At 66.4% G+C, this 17,859-nt stretch carries 19 protein-coding genes; 11 read left to right on the top strand and 8 right to left on the bottom strand.

The features are described from left to right. Positions 1-13: 13 nt before the first annotated feature. The 3 genes from A6F68_RS01480 to A6F68_RS01470 all read left to right on the top strand — a co-directional run bounded on the left by A6F68_RS01480 (position 14) and on the right by A6F68_RS01470 (position 2,612). Positions 14-712 (top strand): endonuclease/exonuclease/phosphatase family protein, encoded by a 699-nt coding sequence (locus tag A6F68_RS01480; RefSeq protein WP_067675347.1) that lies wholly within the window; start codon positions 14-16, stop codon positions 710-712. A 164-nt stretch (positions 713-876) separates the two neighbouring features. Then, on the top strand, positions 877-1,215 hold the full coding sequence (locus A6F68_RS01475; protein ID WP_067675344.1) for a P-II family nitrogen regulator: 339 nt from the start codon (positions 877-879) through the stop codon (positions 1,213-1,215). Between the two features lie 29 nt (positions 1,216-1,244). Beyond that, positions 1,245-2,612, top strand: a complete 1,368-nt coding sequence (locus tag A6F68_RS01470) for an ammonium transporter (RefSeq protein ID WP_067675341.1) — start codon at positions 1,245-1,247, stop codon at positions 2,610-2,612. Between the two features lie 228 nt (positions 2,613-2,840). Here the strand turns inward: A6F68_RS01470 and A6F68_RS01465 are convergent, their stop codons facing one another. The 4 genes from A6F68_RS01465 to A6F68_RS01450 are packed head-to-tail and all read right to left on the bottom strand — an operon-like array spanning position 2,841 to position 6,139. Next, positions 2,841-3,203, bottom strand: coding sequence for a YkvA family protein (locus tag A6F68_RS01465; protein ID WP_067675338.1), 363 nt, complete (start codon positions 3,201-3,203; stop codon positions 2,841-2,843). Further along, entirely contained in the window at positions 3,193-4,782 is a 1,590-nt protein-coding gene (locus A6F68_RS01460; RefSeq protein WP_067675335.1) for a GMC family oxidoreductase, read from the bottom strand. The genes A6F68_RS01465 and A6F68_RS01460 overlap by 11 nt, the downstream gene beginning before the upstream one ends. A 24-nt stretch (positions 4,783-4,806) precedes the next feature. Further along, the gene (locus tag A6F68_RS01455) at positions 4,807-5,733 is read right to left on the bottom strand and encodes a sterol desaturase family protein (protein ID WP_067675332.1); all 927 of its coding nucleotides are present in this window, start codon (positions 5,731-5,733) and stop codon (positions 4,807-4,809) included. A gap of 10 nt (positions 5,734-5,743) precedes the next feature. Then, positions 5,744-6,139: a hypothetical protein gene (locus A6F68_RS01450; protein WP_067675329.1), complete on the bottom strand. Its 396-nt coding sequence runs from the start codon at positions 6,137-6,139 to the stop codon at positions 5,744-5,746. A 65-nt stretch (positions 6,140-6,204) separates the two neighbouring features. On the opposite strand from A6F68_RS01450, the gene A6F68_RS01445 reads away from it, so the two are divergent. Continuing rightward, positions 6,205-7,626, top strand: coding sequence for an amidohydrolase (locus A6F68_RS01445; RefSeq protein ID WP_067675326.1), 1,422 nt, complete (start codon positions 6,205-6,207; stop codon positions 7,624-7,626). Here the strand turns inward: A6F68_RS01445 and A6F68_RS01440 are convergent. Together A6F68_RS01440 and A6F68_RS01435 are read right to left on the bottom strand one after the other, a co-directional pair. Beyond that, complete coding sequence (locus A6F68_RS01440; RefSeq protein ID WP_067675323.1) at positions 7,623-8,066, bottom strand: protein tyrosine phosphatase family protein; 444 nt, start codon at positions 8,064-8,066, stop codon at positions 7,623-7,625. The genes A6F68_RS01445 and A6F68_RS01440 overlap by 4 nt on opposite strands. Further along, positions 8,063-8,872, bottom strand: a complete 810-nt coding sequence (locus A6F68_RS01435) for a TerC family protein (RefSeq protein ID WP_067681824.1) — start codon at positions 8,870-8,872, stop codon at positions 8,063-8,065. The genes A6F68_RS01440 and A6F68_RS01435 overlap by 4 nt, the downstream gene beginning before the upstream one ends. Positions 8,873-9,111: 239 nt before the next feature. On the opposite strand from A6F68_RS01435, the gene A6F68_RS15395 reads away from it, so the two are divergent. The 7 genes from A6F68_RS15395 to A6F68_RS01400 all read left to right on the top strand — a co-directional run bounded on the left by A6F68_RS15395 (position 9,112) and on the right by A6F68_RS01400 (position 16,023). Beyond that, the gene (locus tag A6F68_RS15395; protein WP_067675319.1) at positions 9,112-9,936 is read left to right on the top strand and encodes a cold-shock protein; all 825 of its coding nucleotides are present in this window, start codon (positions 9,112-9,114) and stop codon (positions 9,934-9,936) included. 139 nt (positions 9,937-10,075) lie between these two features. Next, positions 10,076-11,266, top strand: coding sequence for an aspartate aminotransferase family protein (locus A6F68_RS01425; RefSeq protein ID WP_067675316.1), 1,191 nt, complete (start codon positions 10,076-10,078; stop codon positions 11,264-11,266). Continuing rightward, positions 11,266-12,195, top strand: a complete 930-nt coding sequence (argF, locus tag A6F68_RS01420; RefSeq protein ID WP_067675313.1) for an ornithine carbamoyltransferase — start codon at positions 11,266-11,268, stop codon at positions 12,193-12,195. The genes A6F68_RS01425 and argF overlap by 1 nt, the downstream gene beginning before the upstream one ends. Positions 12,196-12,234: 39 nt before the next feature. After that, positions 12,235-13,146 (top strand): Hsp33 family molecular chaperone HslO, encoded by a 912-nt coding sequence (gene hslO, locus A6F68_RS01415; protein WP_067675310.1) that lies wholly within the window; start codon positions 12,235-12,237, stop codon positions 13,144-13,146. Between the two features lie 97 nt (positions 13,147-13,243). After that, a complete protein-coding gene (locus A6F68_RS01410) occupies positions 13,244-13,660 on the top strand; it encodes a DUF3617 domain-containing protein (RefSeq protein ID WP_067675307.1) in 417 nt (138 codons plus the stop codon). 41 nt (positions 13,661-13,701) lie between these two features. Next, complete coding sequence (gene queC, locus A6F68_RS01405) at positions 13,702-14,388, top strand: 7-cyano-7-deazaguanine synthase QueC (RefSeq protein ID WP_067675304.1); 687 nt, start codon at positions 13,702-13,704, stop codon at positions 14,386-14,388. A 21-nt stretch (positions 14,389-14,409) separates the two neighbouring features. Further along, positions 14,410-16,023 carry an MFS transporter gene (locus A6F68_RS01400; RefSeq protein ID WP_084001502.1) on the top strand — a complete coding sequence of 538 codons (1,614 nt, stop codon included), beginning with the start codon at positions 14,410-14,412 and terminating at the stop codon, positions 16,021-16,023. On the opposite strand, the gene A6F68_RS01395 is transcribed toward A6F68_RS01400, so the two are convergent. Then, entirely contained in the window at positions 16,010-16,540 is a 531-nt protein-coding gene (locus A6F68_RS01395; protein WP_067675302.1) for a superoxide dismutase family protein, read from the bottom strand. The genes A6F68_RS01400 and A6F68_RS01395 overlap by 14 nt on opposite strands. Positions 16,541-16,634: 94 nt before the next feature. After that, on the bottom strand, positions 16,635-17,789 hold the full coding sequence (locus A6F68_RS01390) for an OmpA family protein (RefSeq protein WP_067675299.1): 1,155 nt from the start codon (positions 17,787-17,789) through the stop codon (positions 16,635-16,637). Positions 17,790-17,859 lie beyond the last annotated feature (70 nt).

Genomic DNA, 17,859 nt, shown 5'->3' with positions numbered 1-17,859 from the left:
TTTCATTCCACGCGTGCAACTGACTTTCGCCAGCTACAACATCCACAAGGGCGTGGGGAACGACGGTCGGCGCGATCCCGACCGCATTATCACCGTGCTGCGCGAAATCGATGCGGACGTGATCGCGCTGCAGGAGTGCGACCTGCGTTTCGGGACACGGGCCAGCGTCATCGAGCGGTCTGCGCTCGACGATACGCCCTGGCGCCCGCTTCCGGTGGCGCGGCGCGCGCGCAGCCTGGGCTGGCACGGCAATGCCCTGCTCGTACGGCGGAATTTCGATCCGGTGGAGGCGCATCCGGTGGCCCTGCCCATGCTTGAGCCGCGCGGGGCCGTGCGCGGCGACTTCGTGGCGGAAGACCGCCTCATACGGGTGCTGGGGATGCATCTCGACCTGTCCGGCCTGCGGCGGCGCGACCAGGTGCGCGCTATCCTCCACCACGTCGACGGGTGCGACGAGCCTTGCCCCACCGTCCTGCTCGGCGACTTCAACCAGTGGGGCGTCGATACCGGGGCCATGCGCGAGTTCGGAGCGGGCTGGCGGTCGCTCGCTCCCGGTCGAAGCTTTCCCAGTCGCCAGCCCATCGCGCACCTCGACCGGATCGTCGCCTCACGCGATTGGTCTCTGGTCGAAATGGGCGTCCATCACTCGGCCATGGCCGCCCAGGCCTCGGACCATTTGCCCGTCTGGGCACGGCTCGAACTGCACAAATAGCGGGCAATCGCCTAAAAATTGAGCATCGGCCTCATCGTTCCGAGTGCGCGCCTTAGCCCCCAGCGGGTTCAAGTCGTTCATAACCCGCCATAAAGCCAGGCTGGCACGGCTCTTGCTGCACCTGCGAAGCCGGAAAGCTGTCCGGTGGTATCGTGGGGGCATCGATGAAATTCATCATCGCCGTAATCAAGCCATTCAAGCTCGACGAAGTGCGCGAAGCGCTGTCGGGCATCGGCATCGCCGGCATGACCGTGACCGAGGTCAAGGGGTTCGGCCGGCAGAAGGGCCAGACCGAGATCTATCGGGGCGCCGAGTATTCGACGAACATGCTTCCGAAAGTGAAGCTCGAGATCGCCGCGTCCGACGCCGTCGCGCCGCAAGTGGTCGAGACGATCCAGCAGGTCGCCCGCACCGAAGCCATCGGCGACGGCAAGATCTTCGTGCTCGACCTCGCCTCCGCCACGCGCATCCGCACCGGCGAAACCGGCGACACCGCGCTCTGACGCGCTCCGAATTCATGAGGGGTAACCAGATGATCCGCACATTCCTTTCCGGCGCGGTCGCCACGGGAGTTTCCATGCTCGCCGCCACCGCAGCCTATGCCCAGGAAGCCGCCGAAGCGGTGGCCGAAGCGGCCGCCGAGGCCGCGCCCGCTGCTGCCGAAGCAGCCGCCGCGGTGCCCAATCCGGGCAACAACGCATTCATGATGATCGCCACGGTCCTCGTGCTGCTGATGATCCTGCCAGGCCTCGCGCTGTTTTATGGCGGCCTGACCCGCAGCAAGAACATGCTCTCGACGATGACCCAGGTCGGCGGCGCGGCGTGCCTCGCCATGCTCATCTGGGTGATCTACGGCTACGGCCTTGCCTTCGGTCCCGAAGGCAATGCCTTCATCAGCTGGGGCAAGTTCTTCCTCGCCGGGGTAACCTCCGACAGCACCGCTGCGACCTTCTCCGACGAAGTCATCAGCGAGTATGTCTTCATCAGCTTCCAGATGACCTTCGCGGCGATCACCGCCGCGCTGGTCCTTGGTGCGACGGTCGAGCGGCTGAAGTTCTCCGCCGCGATGCTGTTCACAGCGATCTGGCTGACGATCGTCTACTTCCCGATCGCGCACATGGTGTGGGCGGGCGGCGGCCTGCTGTTCGAGATGGGCGCGCTCGACTTTGCCGGCGGCACCGTGGTGCACATCAACGCGGGTGTTTCCGCCCTCGTGCTCGCCATGTTCCTCGGCAAGCGCAGCGGCTACCCGGCCGAGCCCATGCCGCCGCACAGCCTGACGCTGACGCTGGTCGGTGCCGGTCTCCTCTGGGTGGGCTGGTTCGGCTTCAACGCCGGGTCGGAACTCGAAGCCGACGGCACCGCCGGCCTCGCGATGATCAACACCTTCGTCGCCACCGCGGCGGGTGCCCTCGCCTGGATGCTCATGGAGCGGTTCGCCGGTCACAAGGGTTCGGCGCTCGGCTTCGCCTCGGGTGTCATCGCGGGTCTCGTCGCGGTCACTCCGGCCGCCGGCAACAGCGGACCGTTCGGTGCGATCGTGCTCGGCATCGTCGCTTCGGTGGTCGCCTACTTCGCGGTCTCCAAGCTCAAGGCGAAGCTCGGTTACGACGATGCGCTCGACGTGTTCGGCATCCACGGCATCGCCGGGATCGTCGGCGCGATCGGCACCGGCATCGTCTACCAGCCGGGCTTCGGTGGACCGGGCGACGGTTCGACCGCGATGGCCGCGCAGGTGACCACGCAGGTCATCGCCGTCGCCGTCGCGATCGGCTGGGCCGCCGCGGGCACCGCGCTGGCCGCCGTGGTCACCAAGCTCATCACCGGGCTGCGCGTCACCTCCGAAGTCGAATACGACGGTCTCGACATCGGCGAGCACGGAGAGCGCGCCTACAACTGATTACCAAGCTTGGTGAGGTCGGGGGATCTCCTCTCCTTTCTCCCGACCTCGCCATCCGATGTTCCTCCTGCGAACACCGCCTTCGATGGGCCGGAAGCCAGCCGCTTCCGGCCCCTTTTTTCTTCTTTTCGAGCCCGCCTCCGCGGGCTCGTCCTCGCCTCTGTGCTTCGCTTCGCGCAGCCGGCTGCGGGCGGCCGTTCGGCCTTGCAATCGACTGGTCGTTGACCGCTATCGGGTAAGCAGCCAGGCGGTGAGGGATATCGCTGCAATCCAAACCGCGATGATCGCGACAGCGGCGGTCTTCGACACCGGTCGCTCCGCCAGGTCCGCGGCTTCCTCGCGATATTCTGCCAGCAGCGGCGCAGGGATCATCCGCAGGACGAGCCAGATCCCGATCGGCACGATCAGCACGTCGTCGAGCAGTCCCAGCACCGGGATGAAATCGGGGATGAGGTCGATGGGGCTAAAGGCGTAAGCCGCCACCGCGCCGGCGAGCAGCTTCGCGGCGAGCGGGGTGCGCGGGTCGCGGGCCGCGACCCACAGCGTCAGCGCTTCGCGCTTGAGCGCTTTCGCGCGATCCCTAAGCCCCAAGCGCGGCCTGCACGAACCCGGCGCAGCGTTCGCCGATCATGATGCTCGGCGCGTTGGTATTGCCCGAAACGAGGCGCGGCATGATCGATGCGTCGGCGACCCACAGCCCGTCCACCCCTCGCAGCGCCAGAGTCGGATCGACCACGCTGTCCTCGTCGCCGCCCATCCGGCAGGTGCCGACGGGGTGATAGATCGTGTCCGCGATCTGGCGGATGCGCGCCTCGAGCGCAGTGTCGTCCTCGTAGTCGATCGGGTTGCGGTCCTTTGCGCCGAGGGCCTTGAACGAAGGGGACTCGGCGATCCGCACCATCAGGCGCGATCCCTTCTTGAGAAGGTCCATGTCGCGCTCGTCCGACAGGAAGTTGGGATTGATCGCCGGCGCGGCAGTGGGATCGGCGGAATGCAGCTTGACCCACCCGCGGCTGTGCGGGCGCAAGACGCAGGCGTGCAGGCTGAAGCCGTGCTCGCGCAGCTTGTCGCGGCCGTGGTTCTGGATGATCGCGCGGATGAAATGATACTGGACGTCCGGTGCAGGGGCGTTGGGCTCGATGGTCACGAAACCGCCGCTCTCGGCGAAGTTGGTGGTGAGCATCCCGGTGCGATGCCGCCGGTGTTCGACGAACGCCTTGGCCAGCGCCCAGATGCCCTTGAGCGAGCCGCCGAAAAGGCTGGTGTCGTCGAGTTCGTAGCTGGTCAGGAAGTCGCAGTGGTCCTGCAGGTCCGCGCCGACCGCCGACCGGTCGAGCCGGACCGGAATGCCGTGGCGCGCCAGTTCTCCGCCCGGGCCGATACCCGAGAGCATGAGAACCTGCGGGCTGCCGAATGCGCCTGCGCTCAGCACGACGCCGCCCGAAGCATGGATCGTATGGGTGCCGTTGCCTCTGCGAATGGTCACGCCGGTCGCGCGGCCATCCTCGATCTCGATCCGCTCGACGACGACGTTGGTCCGCACATCCAGGTTGGGATTGCCCTTGAGCGGTTCCACGAACGCGCGCGAGGAGGACCAGCGCTCGCCACCCTTCTGGGTCACCTGGTAGAGCCCAAAGCCCTCCTGCTTCGGGCCATTGAAGTCGTCGTTGCGCGGTAGTTGCAGTTCCGCGGCGGCATCCACAAATGCCTGCGCGACATGGCTGGGGCTGACCTGCTCGCTGACGTGCAGCGGGCCGCTGGCGCCGTGCCACGCGTCGGCACCGCGCGCATTGTTCTCCTGCCGCTTGAACACCGGCAGCACGTCGTCCCACGACCATCCGGTGCAGCCTAGCGCCGCCCAGTTGTCGTAGTCCCACGGATGCCCGCGGATGTAGACCATGCCGTTGATGGCGCTCGATCCGCCAAGCCCGCGTCCGCGCGGCTGATAGCCGATCCGCCCGCCGAGCGATTCCATCGGCTCGGTGTCGTACTTGTACATGCTCTTGTCGGGCATCATCGCCAGAAGGCCCGGGGTGCGCGTGAAAACGTGTTCGTTGGTGCCACCCGCGTCGAGCAAGCAGACCCGGCGCCCGGCCTCGACCAGCCGTCCGGCCGCCGCGCTGCCCGCGCTGCCGCCGCCGATAACGATGATGTCGAATGTATCGCTCACCCCAACCTCTCCTTTACGGAAACGTTAGGCAGCCTCGCGCGGCTCCGCAATCGGGTTTTCGCTCGCAACCGATTTGCGCGCCACCCATCGCGCGCGGATCATGTCGCTCGTCTCCCGGCTGCCGTCGTGGGTCCAGCCGGGTTCGCGCAGCAGGTACGAAAGCTTGTGCTTCCACGGCGCGCGCCACATGTCCTGCGCGATGCCAATCCATTCGTGGAACACGCTGTAGAACAGGTTGAACGTGCCCAGTTGCCGCACGATGCCGTAACGGATGCGCTCCTCGTCCGGGCGTTCTTCCTCGAACGTGCCGAACAACCGGTCCCAGACGATGAACACCCCGGCATAGTTGCGGTCGAGGTAGCGGGGGTTCGTCGCGTGGTGCACGCGGTGGTGGCTCGGCGTGTTCATCACCGCCTCGAACCAGCGCGGCATCTTGCCGATCGCCTCGGTGTGGATCCAGAACTGGTAGATCAGGTTGAACCCGCCGCAGATCGCGACCATCACCGGGTGGAAGCCCGCCAGCACCAGCGGCAGCTTGAACGCGAAGCCCAATGTCAGGAAACCGGTCCAGGTCTGCCGCAACGCCGTACTGAGGTTGTAGTGCTGGCTCGAATGGTGGTTGACGTGGCTCGCCCAGAACCAGCGCATGCGGTGCCCGAAGCGGTGGATCCAGTAATAGGCGAGGTCGTCGAGCACGAAGCAGAGCGCCCATGCCCACCAGGTCCACGGCACGTCGAACAGGCGGAACTGCCACAGCCAGAGGAACAGCGCGACCACCGCGCCGCCGAAGAGCAGGCCCGACACGGTGCTGCCCAGCCCGAAGGCGAGGCTGGTGAGCGTGTCCTTCGGCTCGTAGGCTTCGCGGCGCATCTTCCGCGCCCAGATCATCTCGATCAGGACCAGCAGCACGAAGCCGGGAACGGCATAGTCGACGGGCGAGAAATTCGGCATCTCGGTTGCCTTATAGGCGCCGCAGGCTCGCAGCCCAAGCGGAAGCCGCATCGCCCAGGTCGAGCGTGATCTCGCCGAACCGCCGGTCGCTCGTCCCGACGATAAGGAAATGGCGATCGAGCCGGACGTGCGCATGGCCGTCGAGCAGGCGCGAGGCGAAATGCGCGCCGTGGCGCCGAAGCAGCATGACCCGCCCGTCCGCGTCCCGCGCAAGCGCGGCCAGTCCGGCCCTGTCGATGGCGATATCGACCGGGTCGAAGCCGCAAAGCGCTTCTTCGGCGAGTTCGCGCAGGTGATCGTCGTCGCGGATGCGCGTGTCTCCGCCGAGGCCGAGCTTCAACGCTATCCACGCAAGGGCGAGGATCGCGATCAGCGACGCGCCCATCTGGATCAGCTTCCCGGTCATGTGCGGGCGATTGCCACAGCCGTGCGGGCCGCGCTAGGCTGCACATAACAAGGGAGATATCGCGCATGACCATCCGCCTCGCCACGCTTTCGGGCGTTGCCCTGTTCCTCGCCGTCCCCGCCGCGGCGGAGGCGCCCGACCCGGTCGCGCTGGTCGATGCCCGGGCGGCCGATACGGCGAGGGTGGCGCGGCAGATCTGGGAGTGGGCCGAGGTCGGCTACAAGGAAGAGAAGTCGAGCGCGCTGCTGTCTTCCGAGTTGCAGAAGGCCGGGTTCAAGGTGACCAAGGGCGTCGCCGGAATTCCGACGGCATTCACCGCCGAGTGGGGATCGGGCGGACCCCTCATCGGCGTACTCGGCGAATACGATGCGCTTCCGGGTATCAGCCAGGATGCGGTGCCGGATCGCTCGGTGCTGGAAGGCAAAGCCGCAGCCCACGCCTGCGGGCACAACCTGTTCGGCGCCGGATCGGTCACGGCGGCGATCGCGATCAAGAAATGGCTCGAGGCGAGCGGGACCCCGGGGCGCATCCGCTTCTACGGTACGCCTGCCGAGGAAGGCGGATCGGGCAAGGTCTATATGGTTCGCGACGGCCTCTTCGACGACGTCGATTTCGCGATCCACTGGCACGCCGACGACGAGAACAGCGCCGCCGCGCGCACCTCGCTCGCCAACCGCTCGGCCAAGTTCCGGTTCAAGGGCAAGTCGGCCCACGCCGCCGGTGCTCCCGAACAAGGGCGCAGCGCGCTCGACGGGGTCGAGGCGATGAACATGATGGTCAACATGATGCGCGAGCACACGACGATGGATTCGCGCATCCACTACGTCATCACCGAAGGCGGCAGCGCGCCCAACGTGATCCCCGATTCCGCCGAAGTGTTCTACTACGTCCGTCACTCGCGGACCGACGAGGTCGAGGCGATGTGGACCCGGCTCGAGGCGGCGGCGAAGGGCGCGGCGATGGGTACGGGAACCGAGGTTTCGTGGGAGGTGATCCACGGCAACAATCCGCTGCTCGTCAATGAGACGATGGCGCGGATGATGGATACCGAACTGCGCAAGGTCGGCGGGGTCGACTACACTGCGGACGAACGCGCCTTCGCCGGCAAGCTCGCTCCGACATTGGCCCGGGCGAAAGCACTCGAGACCGCGCAGTTGGTCCAGCCATACGAAAAGGCGCTGGGCTACGGGTCGACCGACGTCGGCGACGTATCGTGGGCCACGCCCACGGTCGGCGTACGCACAGCGACCTGGGTGCCGGGCACGCCGTCGCACTCGTGGCAATCGGCCGCGGCGAGCGGGACGACAATCGGCTTCAAGGGCGCGCAGGTGGCGGCGAAGGCGATGACGCTCGCGGCCATCCGGCTCTACACCGACCCGGCGCTACGCGACGCGGCGAAGGCGGAATTCGATGCCGCGCGCGGGCCCGGCTACACCTACAAGTCGCTGCTCGGCGACCGGAAGCCGCCGCTCGATTACCGCGACTAGGACTGGCGCGACTGGGCGACGAGCGCGTCCATCGCCGGGCGCACCGGGCCCACGTCGTAGCCGGCCGCCGCTGCCGCTGCCGCGATGGCATCGGGCGATTCGCCCTGGCTCGCGCGCGCCAGGGCCCAAAGGAGCGTCGAACGCGTGCCCGAGCGGCAGTAACCGAGGACCGGCCCGCCGGCACTCTCGAGCGCTTCGGCGAGCGCGGTCACCTGCGGGTGGCTGAACCCGGCGTGGGTAATGGGAATCGCGAGGTAATCGATCCCCGCCGCGCGCGCGGCGGCCTCGATCTCGGCACCCGGCACCTGATCGGGGCTCTCGCCCTCGGGCCGGTTGTTGACGATCAGGGCCACGCCCTGCTCCTTCGCCTGTGCGACGTCGTCGAGGTCGATCTGCGGACTTGCGAACATCGTGTCCGACAGTTTGCGGAACTCGTTCATGACATCGAGGCCTCCTCAGCCTTTCGCAAACGCCTGCGCCGCTGGACGATGTTCAGGATCTCGACCCCGACCGAGAAGCCCATGGCCGCGTAGATGTAGCCCTTGGGCACGTGGAAGCCGAATCCGTCGGCGATCAGGACGAGGCCGATCATCACGAGGAACGCGAGCGCCAGCATGACCAGCGTCGGGTTCTTCTCGATGAAGCGCGCGAGCGGGTCGGCCGCGACCATCATTACGCCGACGGTGATCACGACCGCGGCGACCATGATCGGCACCTCGTCGGTCATGCCGACAGCGGTGAGGATCGAATCGACCGAGAAGACGAGGTCGATGGCAATGATCTGGGCGATTACCGCTCCGAAGGTGGCCTTGGCCGCGGTCGCAACGCCGGGAGTCTTGTCGAGCAGCTCGCCCGAATCGTCGCTGGGCTCCATCGAGTGATGGATTTCCTTGGTCGCCTTCCACAGCAGGAAAAGCCCGCCGGCGAGCAGGATCAGATCGCGTCCGGAGAACGACGTCTCGAAGCTCGGCTCTCCATACTGGTTGGCAGAGCCGACGAGCCCCAGGTCGAACAGCGGCTGCGTCAGCGTCACTAGCCAGCCGATCAGCATCAGGAGCCCGATGCGCATGATCAGAGCCAGCGCGAGCCCGATTCTCCGCGCGCGCGACTGCTGCTCGACCGGGAGCTTGTTCGACAGGATCGCGATGAAAATGAGGTTGTCCACGCCGAGCACGACCTCGAGCGCGATGAGCGTGAGAAGGGCGAGCCAGGCAGCCGGATCGCTCAGGAGGGCGAGGATATCCATGGCCGACGCCATGCCGCGCACGCGCGCGTCGTGCAAGCGGTCTCACGCCGACGCAAAGACCGGGTTGGTGCGGCCACAGTTAAATCGTTCGCAACACGGCAGGACTTGCGCTATGAACCGCCACTGACTCACGGGGGAGGGCGCCTATTCCGGTTGTCCCGATCCGTCCCGGCGCGCTCCGCTCGCGCGTCTCGGGGGCGAATAACGGGCGGCTAGAATACGAAGGTACGTTTCAGGTTATGGGTTACGATAGAGGGAAACGTCGGGGCCGGGACAAGCGCGACGGGTTCGGTGAAGACGGTTTCGATCCCTTCGGCGGCGGCGGCGATTTCGCCCCGCGCGACAGCTTTGGCGGTGGCGACCGTGGGGGATTCGGCGGCGGTGATCGCGGCGGCTTCGGCGGCGGCGGCGGCGGTGGCGGTGGCTACCGCGGCGGCGGCGGCGGTGGTGGCGGCTTCGGCGGCCGCCCGGGCGGCGGCGGTGGCGGTGGCGGCGGCGGTTTCAACCGCATGCCTCCCCAGGTCGTCGGTGCCGGCAAGGGAACCGTGAAGTTCTTCAATGGCCAGAAGGGATTCGGCTTCATCGCCCAGGAAGAAGGCGGTGAAGACGTGTTCGTGCACATCAGCGCGGTCGAACGCGCCGGGCTCGAAGGGCTCGGAGAAGGGCAGGAGCTCGCGTTCAACCTCGTCGATCGCGGCGGCAAGATCTCGGCGCAGGACCTGCAAATCATCGGCGACGTGGTCCCGGTGCAGGCGCGGGCTCCGCGCGAAGATCGCGGTGGTCCGGGCGGCGACCGGGGCGGCTTCGGCGGCGATCGCGCTGCCGCGCCGCGGCGGGAGCTGACGGGCGAGAAGGCGACCGGAACGGTCAAGTTCTTCAACTCGATGAAGGGCTTCGGCTTCCTGGTCCGCGACGACGGCCAGCCGGACGCATTCGTGCACATCAGTGCTGTCGAGCGGTCCGGTCTTGCCGGCCTCAACGAGGGCGAGAAGTACGAGTTCGACCTCGAGGTCGATCGACGAGGCAAATACTCGGCGGTCAACCTGGTGCCCGTCCAGGGCTGATCCGTCGGCGAACGGACGGTCGTTCGACCGTTCCGACGCATGACCATAAACGGCGCGAATGGCGGCCCCCCTCCATGTGATTGGCGGGGCCGCCATTCGTCGTTTTCAGCTTATCGAATTCTTGAAGAGGACCTGTCCGATGTCGATCACCCCGCTCATGCCCGTGTATCCCCGGTGCGGCGTTCGTCCCGTGCGCGGCGAACACTGCCACCTGATCGACGAGGACGGCACGCGCTATCTCGATTTCGCCAGCGGCATTGCGGTGAACCTGCTCGGCCACAGCCACGAAGGGCTGATCGGTGCAATCCAGGAGCAGGCGGCGACGCTGATGCACGTTTCGAACCTCTACGGCAGCCCGCAGGGGGAGAGCCTTGCCCAGCGGCTGGTCGACCTGACTTTCGCCGACACGGTGTTCTTCACCAATTCGGGCGCGGAGGCGGTCGAGTGCGCCATCAAGACCGCGCGCGCCTATCACCAGCACGTCGGCAACGATGACAAGTTCGAGCTGATCACGTTCAAGAACGCGTTCCACGGCCGCACGATGGCCACCATCAGCGCCTCCAACCAGGAGAAGATGCACAAGGGCTTCATGCCGCTGCTCGCCGGGTTCAAGTATGCCGAATTCGACGATCTGGAGAGCGCGAAGGCGCTGATGGGTCCGAACACCGCGGGCTTTCTGGTCGAACCGATCCAGGGCGAGGGCGGCATCCGTCCGGCGTCCGATGCGTTCATGCAGGGCCTGCGCGCGCTGTGCGACGAACACGATCTCATGCTCGTGCTCGACGAGGTCCAGTGCGGCGTTGCGCGCACCGGCAAGATGTACGCCTATGAGCATTACGGGATCGAACCTGACATCATGGCGACCGCCAAGGGCATCGGCGGCGGCTTCCCGATGGGCGCATGCCTCGCCACCGAAAAGGCGGCGCGCGGCATGGGCCTGGGCACGCATGGCTCGACCTATGGCGGCAACCCGCTGGCGATGGCAGCGGGCGAGGCCGTGCTTGACGCCGTCGGCAACGAGGAATTCCTCGCCGAGGTTACCGAGAAGGGCGAGCGGCTGCGGGGCCGGCTCGAACAATTCATCGGCAACTATCCCGAACTGTTCGAAGGCGTGCGCGGAAAGGGCCTGATGCTCGGGCTCAAGATGAAGAGCGAGAGTCGGCCGTTCTACGTCCACTTGCGCGATGGACACCAGCTGCTGACGGTGGCCGCAGGCGACAACACCCTGCGCATCCTGCCGCCGCTCGTTGCCGGTGACGCCGAGTTCGACGAATTCTTCGACAAGCTTTCGGCGGGCGCGGCGAGCTACGTCGTGCCCGAGGCAGCGTGATGGCCTGCCGGCATTTCCTCGACTTGTCGAATGCGGGGTCCGACGCGCTGAAGACGATGCTGGCCGACGCGCATGCGCGCAAGGCGGCGCGCCGCGACTGGCCCAGGGGCCGCGCTGATGACGACGCCCCGCTGGCAGGCCACGTCCTGGCGATGATCTTCGAGAAGAACTCGACCCGCACGCGCGTCAGCTTCGACATGGCCATGCGACAGCTCGGCGGCACTGCCCTGATCATGGATGCGGGGAGCACCCAGCTCGGCCGCGGGGAATCGCTCGCCGATACGGCGCGCGTGCTCAGCCGGATGGTCGATGCAATCATGATCCGCACCGATGATCACGCCAAGATCGAGGAACTGGCGCGGCATGCCACCGTGCCGGTCATCAACGGCCTGACCGACCGGTCGCACCCGTGCCAGATCGTCGCCGACCTGCTGACGATCGAAGAGCAGGGCAAGGCGCTGAAGGGTCTGGAACTGGCCTGGCTCGGCGATGGCAACAACGTGCTGCATTCCATCCTCGAGGCCGCGGCGCTGCTCGGCTTCAACGTGCGCGTGGGCGTTCCGCAAGGCTACGAGCCCGAGGCCGAGTTCGTCGACATGGCGCGCGCGGCGGGCTGCACTGTCACCCTGACCCGCGATGCGCCCGAAGCGGCAGCAGGCGCCGACATCGTCGTCACCGACACGTGGGTCTCGATGGGGCAGGAGCACGCGCACAACAAGCTTGCCGCCATGGCGCCGTACCAAGTCGATGGGCGACTGATGGCGCAGGCCAAGCCCGATGCGCGATTCCTCCATTGCCTCCCCGCGCACGTCGGCGATGAGGTGAGCGAGGACGTGTTCGAGAGCGACCAATCGGTCGTATTCGACGAAGCGGAAAACCGCATCCATGCGCAGAAATCGGTGCTGCTCTGGAGCCTCGGCCTGCTCTGACCTAGCGCCTGGGGACAACCCACCCCATATCGCGGCGCGATGACCGAAGCCCTGCCCGAAACCTATGCCGGCCGCCTGCTCGGCTTTTCGATACCCTCGCGCCATGCGAGGGGCCGTGCCGTGCGGCTCGACAGCGTACTCGACGAGATTCTCTCCGCGCACGCCTACCCGGCCGCGATCACCCACCTGCTGGCGGAGGCGCTGGTTCTCACCGCGCTGATCGGCGGACTGCTTAAGGAAAACGCCAGCGTGGAAGGCGGCGGCCAGCTGACCCTGCAGGCCCAGACCGAAGGCGGCGTCGTCCGTCTGCTCGTCTGCGACTGGCGCGGCGGCGAATTGCGCGGGTACGTCGACTTCGATCGCGATCGCCTCGCAGCGCTGGGAGCGAACCCGTCGCTCTACGCCCTGTTCGGCAAGGGCTATCTTGCGATGACGTTCGATATGCCGGCCGGCGAGGGCCGGTACCAGGGGATCGTTCCGCTCGAAGGCGAATCCCTGGCCGAGGCATGCGAGACCTATTTCAGTCAGTCGGAGCAGGTCCCCACCCTGATCCGTGTCGCCGTCCGCGCAAGCGGAGCCGGAGCGGTGGCCGCGGGCATGCTCGTCCAGCACCTTGCCGATGGCGAGGAAGGCCGGGAGCGGCTTCACGTCCGTCTCGACCATCCCGAGTGGGAGCACGTGGCCATCCTCGGCGGCAGCGTGAGACATGACGAGCTGCTCGACGAGGGCCTGTCTCTCGAAGCGATCGTCTGGCGCCTGTTTCACGAGGAAGACGAGATACGCGTGCAGCCGGGTGCGCACCTGTCGCGTGGCTGCCGCTGTTCGCCCGAGCATTATGCCAAGGTCATCGCGCGCTTCCCGCCCGAAGAACGGGCCGAGATGCGAAACGAGGACGGAGTGATCCTCGTCGACTGTGCGTTCTGCTCGAAGCAATTCCCGATCCGGGACTAACGGCTCGTCGCACGCACGGAACACTTTGCCGACGCGGCCGTTCTTGCTATACTGTGCGCGACAGAAACTCGCGGGCGCAGAGCGGAGTTCGATTTCAATGAGATTGCCGATTGTCGCGGGGGCGCGGGCGATTGTGATCGCTACCGGCCTTTACGCAACCGGATTGCTGACGCCGGCCGCGGCGCAGGGCCCCTCGCTGGCCATGCTCGGCGCGCTCGATGACGGGCAGTGGGAGGTTCGCTTCCGCGACGGAAGCGAGAGCCGGCGCGTCTGCGTGCGTTCGGGGCTCGAGCTTATTCAGCTCCAGCACGCCAGCCCCGGCTGCAGCCGCTTCGTCGTCGAGGACGGCGCGAGCGAAGTGACCGTGCAGTACACCTGCAAGGGCAACGGGTACGGCCGCACCAATATCCGGCGCGAGAGCAACAGCCTGGTCCAGATCGACAGCCAGGGGATCGCCAGCGGATTGCCGTTCGAATTCTCGGCCGAAGCGCGCCGCGTCGGAGCCTGTCGCTAGAGCCGGTTGCCGTCCGCGGCGTGAGAGCCTAGCGCGGCGGGATGGCGGACAATTCGCGAATAGCCGTGATCCTGCTGTCTGGCGGGCTCGATTCGATGGTGTCGGCGGGGATTGCGCGCGAGCGCGGTTTCACGCTCCACGCGCTGTCCATCGACTATGGCCAACGGCACGTTCGCGAACTCGACTGCGCACGCGACATCGCCCGCAGGCTGGGCGCGGAACGTCACGTGGTCCTGCCGCTCGACCTTCGCGCGTTCGGTGGGTCGGCGCTGACCGCCGATATCGCCGTGCCGAAGGACGGGGTGACGGATGATATCCCGATAACGTACGTCCCCGCCCGCAATCTCGTTTTCCTCGCGCTTACGACCGCGTTCGCGGAATGCTCGGGCGCGCGGGACATATTCATCGGGGTCAACGCGCTCGATTATTCGGGGTACCCGGATTGTCGCCCGGAGTTCATCGCCAGCTTTGCCGAGACCGCCCGGCTGGGGACCAAGGCGGGGGTCGAGGGCGAGCCGTTCGCCATCCACGCGCCGCTACAACACATGACCAAGGCGGATATCGCCCGCGAAGCGGCACGGCTCGGTCTCGATCCGGGCTGGAGCTGGTCCTGTTACGATCCGGCGGATGACGGACGGGCCTGCGGTTTGTGCGACAGTTGCCGTCTGCGCCAAAAGGGCTTCGCGGAAGCCGGGTTGCCGGATAGGGTCGCCTACACCGACGCATAGAACGCCACAGGGAGAGCACGCTTGAACCAGGACGCAGGGGCCGCCGTCGGCGTGCCGGACGATACCAAGGTCCCCGCCTATAGCTGGTACGCGCTCGGGGTTCTCGTCCTCGTCTATGTGCTCAATTTCATTGACCGGCAGATTCTCTCGATCCTGGCCAACGATATTAAGGCGGACCTCGGGGTCGACGACGCCTTCCTCGGCTTCCTTTACGGAACTGCCTTCGCGATCTTCTATGCGCTGTTCGGAATTCCTCTCGGGAAACTCGCGGACAGCTGGCACCGGGTGCGGCTGCTGACGATCGGCCTCGCGCTGTGGTCCCTCATGACCGCGGTGTCGGGCTTTGCGAAGAACGCATCGGTGCTGACCGGCGCACGGATCGGTGTCGGTGTAGGCGAAGCCACTGCCGGCCCTTCGGCCTATTCGCTGATTTCGGACTGGTTTCCCGCCCGGCTGCGCGCCACGGCGCTGGCGATCTATTCTTCGGGGCTGTACATCGGTGGCGGTGTCTCGCTCCTGATCGGCGGCCTTATCGTCGAGGGCTGGAACGAAGCCTATCCGGGCGGTGGTCCGCTTGGCCTCGTCGGATGGCAGGCCGCATTCATCTCCGTCGGCTTGCCGGGGCTCCTGCTCGCCGCTTGGGTGTTCACATTGCGCGAGCCTGTACGCGGCGCGATCGATGGCCTGCCGACACCGCGCGATCCCGCACCGTTCCGGGGCTTCTTCGACGAATTGGTGCAGATCATCCCGCCCTTCACGCTTCTCGGCGCCCTGCGGCGGGGACCGCTGGCTCTCGCTTTCAATGTCCTCGGTGCTGTGTTCTTCGCTCTGGCCGCTGTTGCGCTGACCCATCTGGTGCCCGCGGGCGAAGGCAACTTCGTGAAGGCGGTTTCGGATCAGTGGCTGTTTCTGGGCGTCGGCTATTACGCCGTGTTCAGCTGGGCGACCGGGCAGCGAAGTCGGGATCTGCCCACGTTCCGCCTTACCTGGGGATCGCCCGCGTTCATGACGACGATCCTAGGCTATGGAGCCGTCTCATTCGTATCCTACGCGGCGTCGTTCTTCGCCGCGCCGTATGGAGAGGTAGCCTTCTCGATTCCCAAGACGCAGATTGGCTGGCTGGTCGGTGCGCCAGCCGCGGTCGCAGGTTTTCTCGGCGTTATCGCCGGAGGGCGGATGGCGGACTGGCTCTTCACGCGCTTTGCGTCGGGGCGTCTGTTCGTCGTCGTCTTCGGACTGCTCGCACCGGTGCCGGTGATCTGGATCACGTTCACGACGCAAAGCGAGACGATGTTCTACATCTTTGCGGCCATGGGTCAGTTCCTCGCGGCGAGCGCACTCGGTGCGGCGGCTGCAACCAGCCAGTCCTTGGTCCTGCCGCGCATGCGCGGCGTCGCGACGGCGACCTTCTTCATCGCTACGACGCTGGTCGGATTGGCGCTGGGACCGTTCCTCGCAGGGTGGGTCTCCGCGACCAACGGGGGCGATATATCGCTGGGCGTCAGGTCGACGCTGTGGGCCGTCCCGCTCGGGCTGGCCTGTCTTTTGATAGCGATACGGCTCGTTCCGAAGGCTTCGGCAAGCCTTGTCGAGCGGGCCGGCGCGGCTGGCGAGCAGGTCCTCAAGCCGGCTTGAGGACCCCGCAGGCCACGCGGCCGCCGGCATTGCCGGTCGGATCGGTGCGATAGTCGTCCGCCTCTGCGTGGACCACCACTGCCGCGCCATCTGCGTCGAACAACCACTCGGCCACTTGTGCCCGTGTCCCGGGGAGATCGGCAGTCAGGGTGCCTGTCCCGCCGGATTTAACCTCCAGATTGGGCAGGTCTCCGACATGGCTGCCGGCAGGGTTGGCCGATCCATGCTGGTTCGCGAGGGGGTTGAGGTGGCCGCCGGCCGAGGTGAAATCCGGGCCGGTGCATCGTCCCGTGGTGTGCAGATGGAAGCCGTGCATACCCGGCGCGATGCCCGTCACGACCGCAGAGAGGGTCACCCGGTCGCCGCTGGCGAGAATCTGCACCGTTCCCGCGGGAAGTCCGTTTGCCAGGGCAAGCGACGCCCCAGCGACGCGTTCGGTCGGGAGGTCGGCCATTGTCGAGCAGCCTGCAAGCGCAACGAGGGCGAGTGGGGCGACGAGGCGAACTATGGTGTGCATCGGGGACTACTCCGGCTTGCTGGTTCTAGCTCTCCAACGAAAAAGGGGCCGGATTTCTCCGGCCCCTGATCCACTTTTCGACTTTAGCCGAAGATTACATGCCCGAACCCGGACCGTAGGTGATTTCCACCCGGCGGTTCTGGAGTTCGCGCACGCCGTCCGCGGTCGGAACGCGCGGTTGCGATTCGCCGAACGCCTCGGTCGAGATCCGGGTGTCCGGAACCCCGCGACCAGTCATGTACGACCGGACAGCATCCGCACGGCGCTGCGAGAGGCCAACGTTGTAGGTGGTGGCACCCGAACGGTCCGCGTGACCGGCCAGCATGACCGCGGCGCTGCCGCAGTTGGCGTAGGCCGAAACGGCGTTGTTGAGGATGGTCGCGGCTTCCGGAGTGATGTCCGACTTGTCCCACTCGAAGAACACGATGTACGGGCCCTTGTTGCAGACCGGAGCAACCACCGGCGGCGGCGGCGGCGGCGGGGGCGGCGGCGGCGGCACAGGACGGGCCGGGCAGGTCGCGTCCATGGGCAGCTGGGTGCCGTCCCAGCAGGTCTGCATCGGGGCCGGAGCGCCACCGAAGTTGAAGCCGATCGTGCCGAGCAGCGAATGCGAACGCCACTTCGTCTCGACGTCGCGGCCGCGGTTGTCCACGAGGTCCAGCGACGAGGTGTTGAAGAAGCGATACTTCAGGCCGACGTCGATCGTTTCGGTCAACGGAGCCCGAACGCCCGCGAGAATCTGCCAAGCGAAACCGCTGTCGGAATCGTCGAGGAAGCCGGGGCTCGAGAGGTCGACGGTCGCACCGCTGACCTTCGTGCGAGCAACACCGACACCACCGCCGACGAAGCCCTGCAGACCATCGTCCGGACCGAAGTCGAGCAGGCCGTTGAGCATGAAGCTCAGGACGCTGGCGTCGCCATCCGATACGTACGTGCCAGCGAAATCGCGGGCCGAGTTGACCGGAAGAAGCGCAGTCGCAGCAGTCAGCGTATCGATGTCAGCTTCACGATAGCCGGCTTCGGCCTCGAGCCGGATGAAGCCGAAATCGTAACCGACGACACCACCGAAGTCGTAGCCGGTTTTGGTGTCGGCCGTGACCGCGTTTGCTGCGCCGTTCACATCGAACTCGATGTCTTCGACGATCATCGGTCCGCCGTCGAGTTCGACGTACCAGGCGCCGTCGCGCGCGAGAGCAGGCGAAGCGATGGCAGTCGATGCCAGCGCCATGCCAATGACGAGTTTCCGCATTATGTAATTCCCCTTTTTAGCGAATTTGAGCCATCGAGCGGTTCAATTTCTAACTTTTCCCCACATGGGT

Origin of the sequence: Tsuneonella dongtanensis, assembly GCF_001698205.1 — a bacterium.
GTDB lineage: Bacteria > Pseudomonadota > Alphaproteobacteria > Sphingomonadales > Sphingomonadaceae > Tsuneonella > Tsuneonella dongtanensis.
This window is presented reverse-complemented; position numbering and strand designations above follow the sequence as displayed.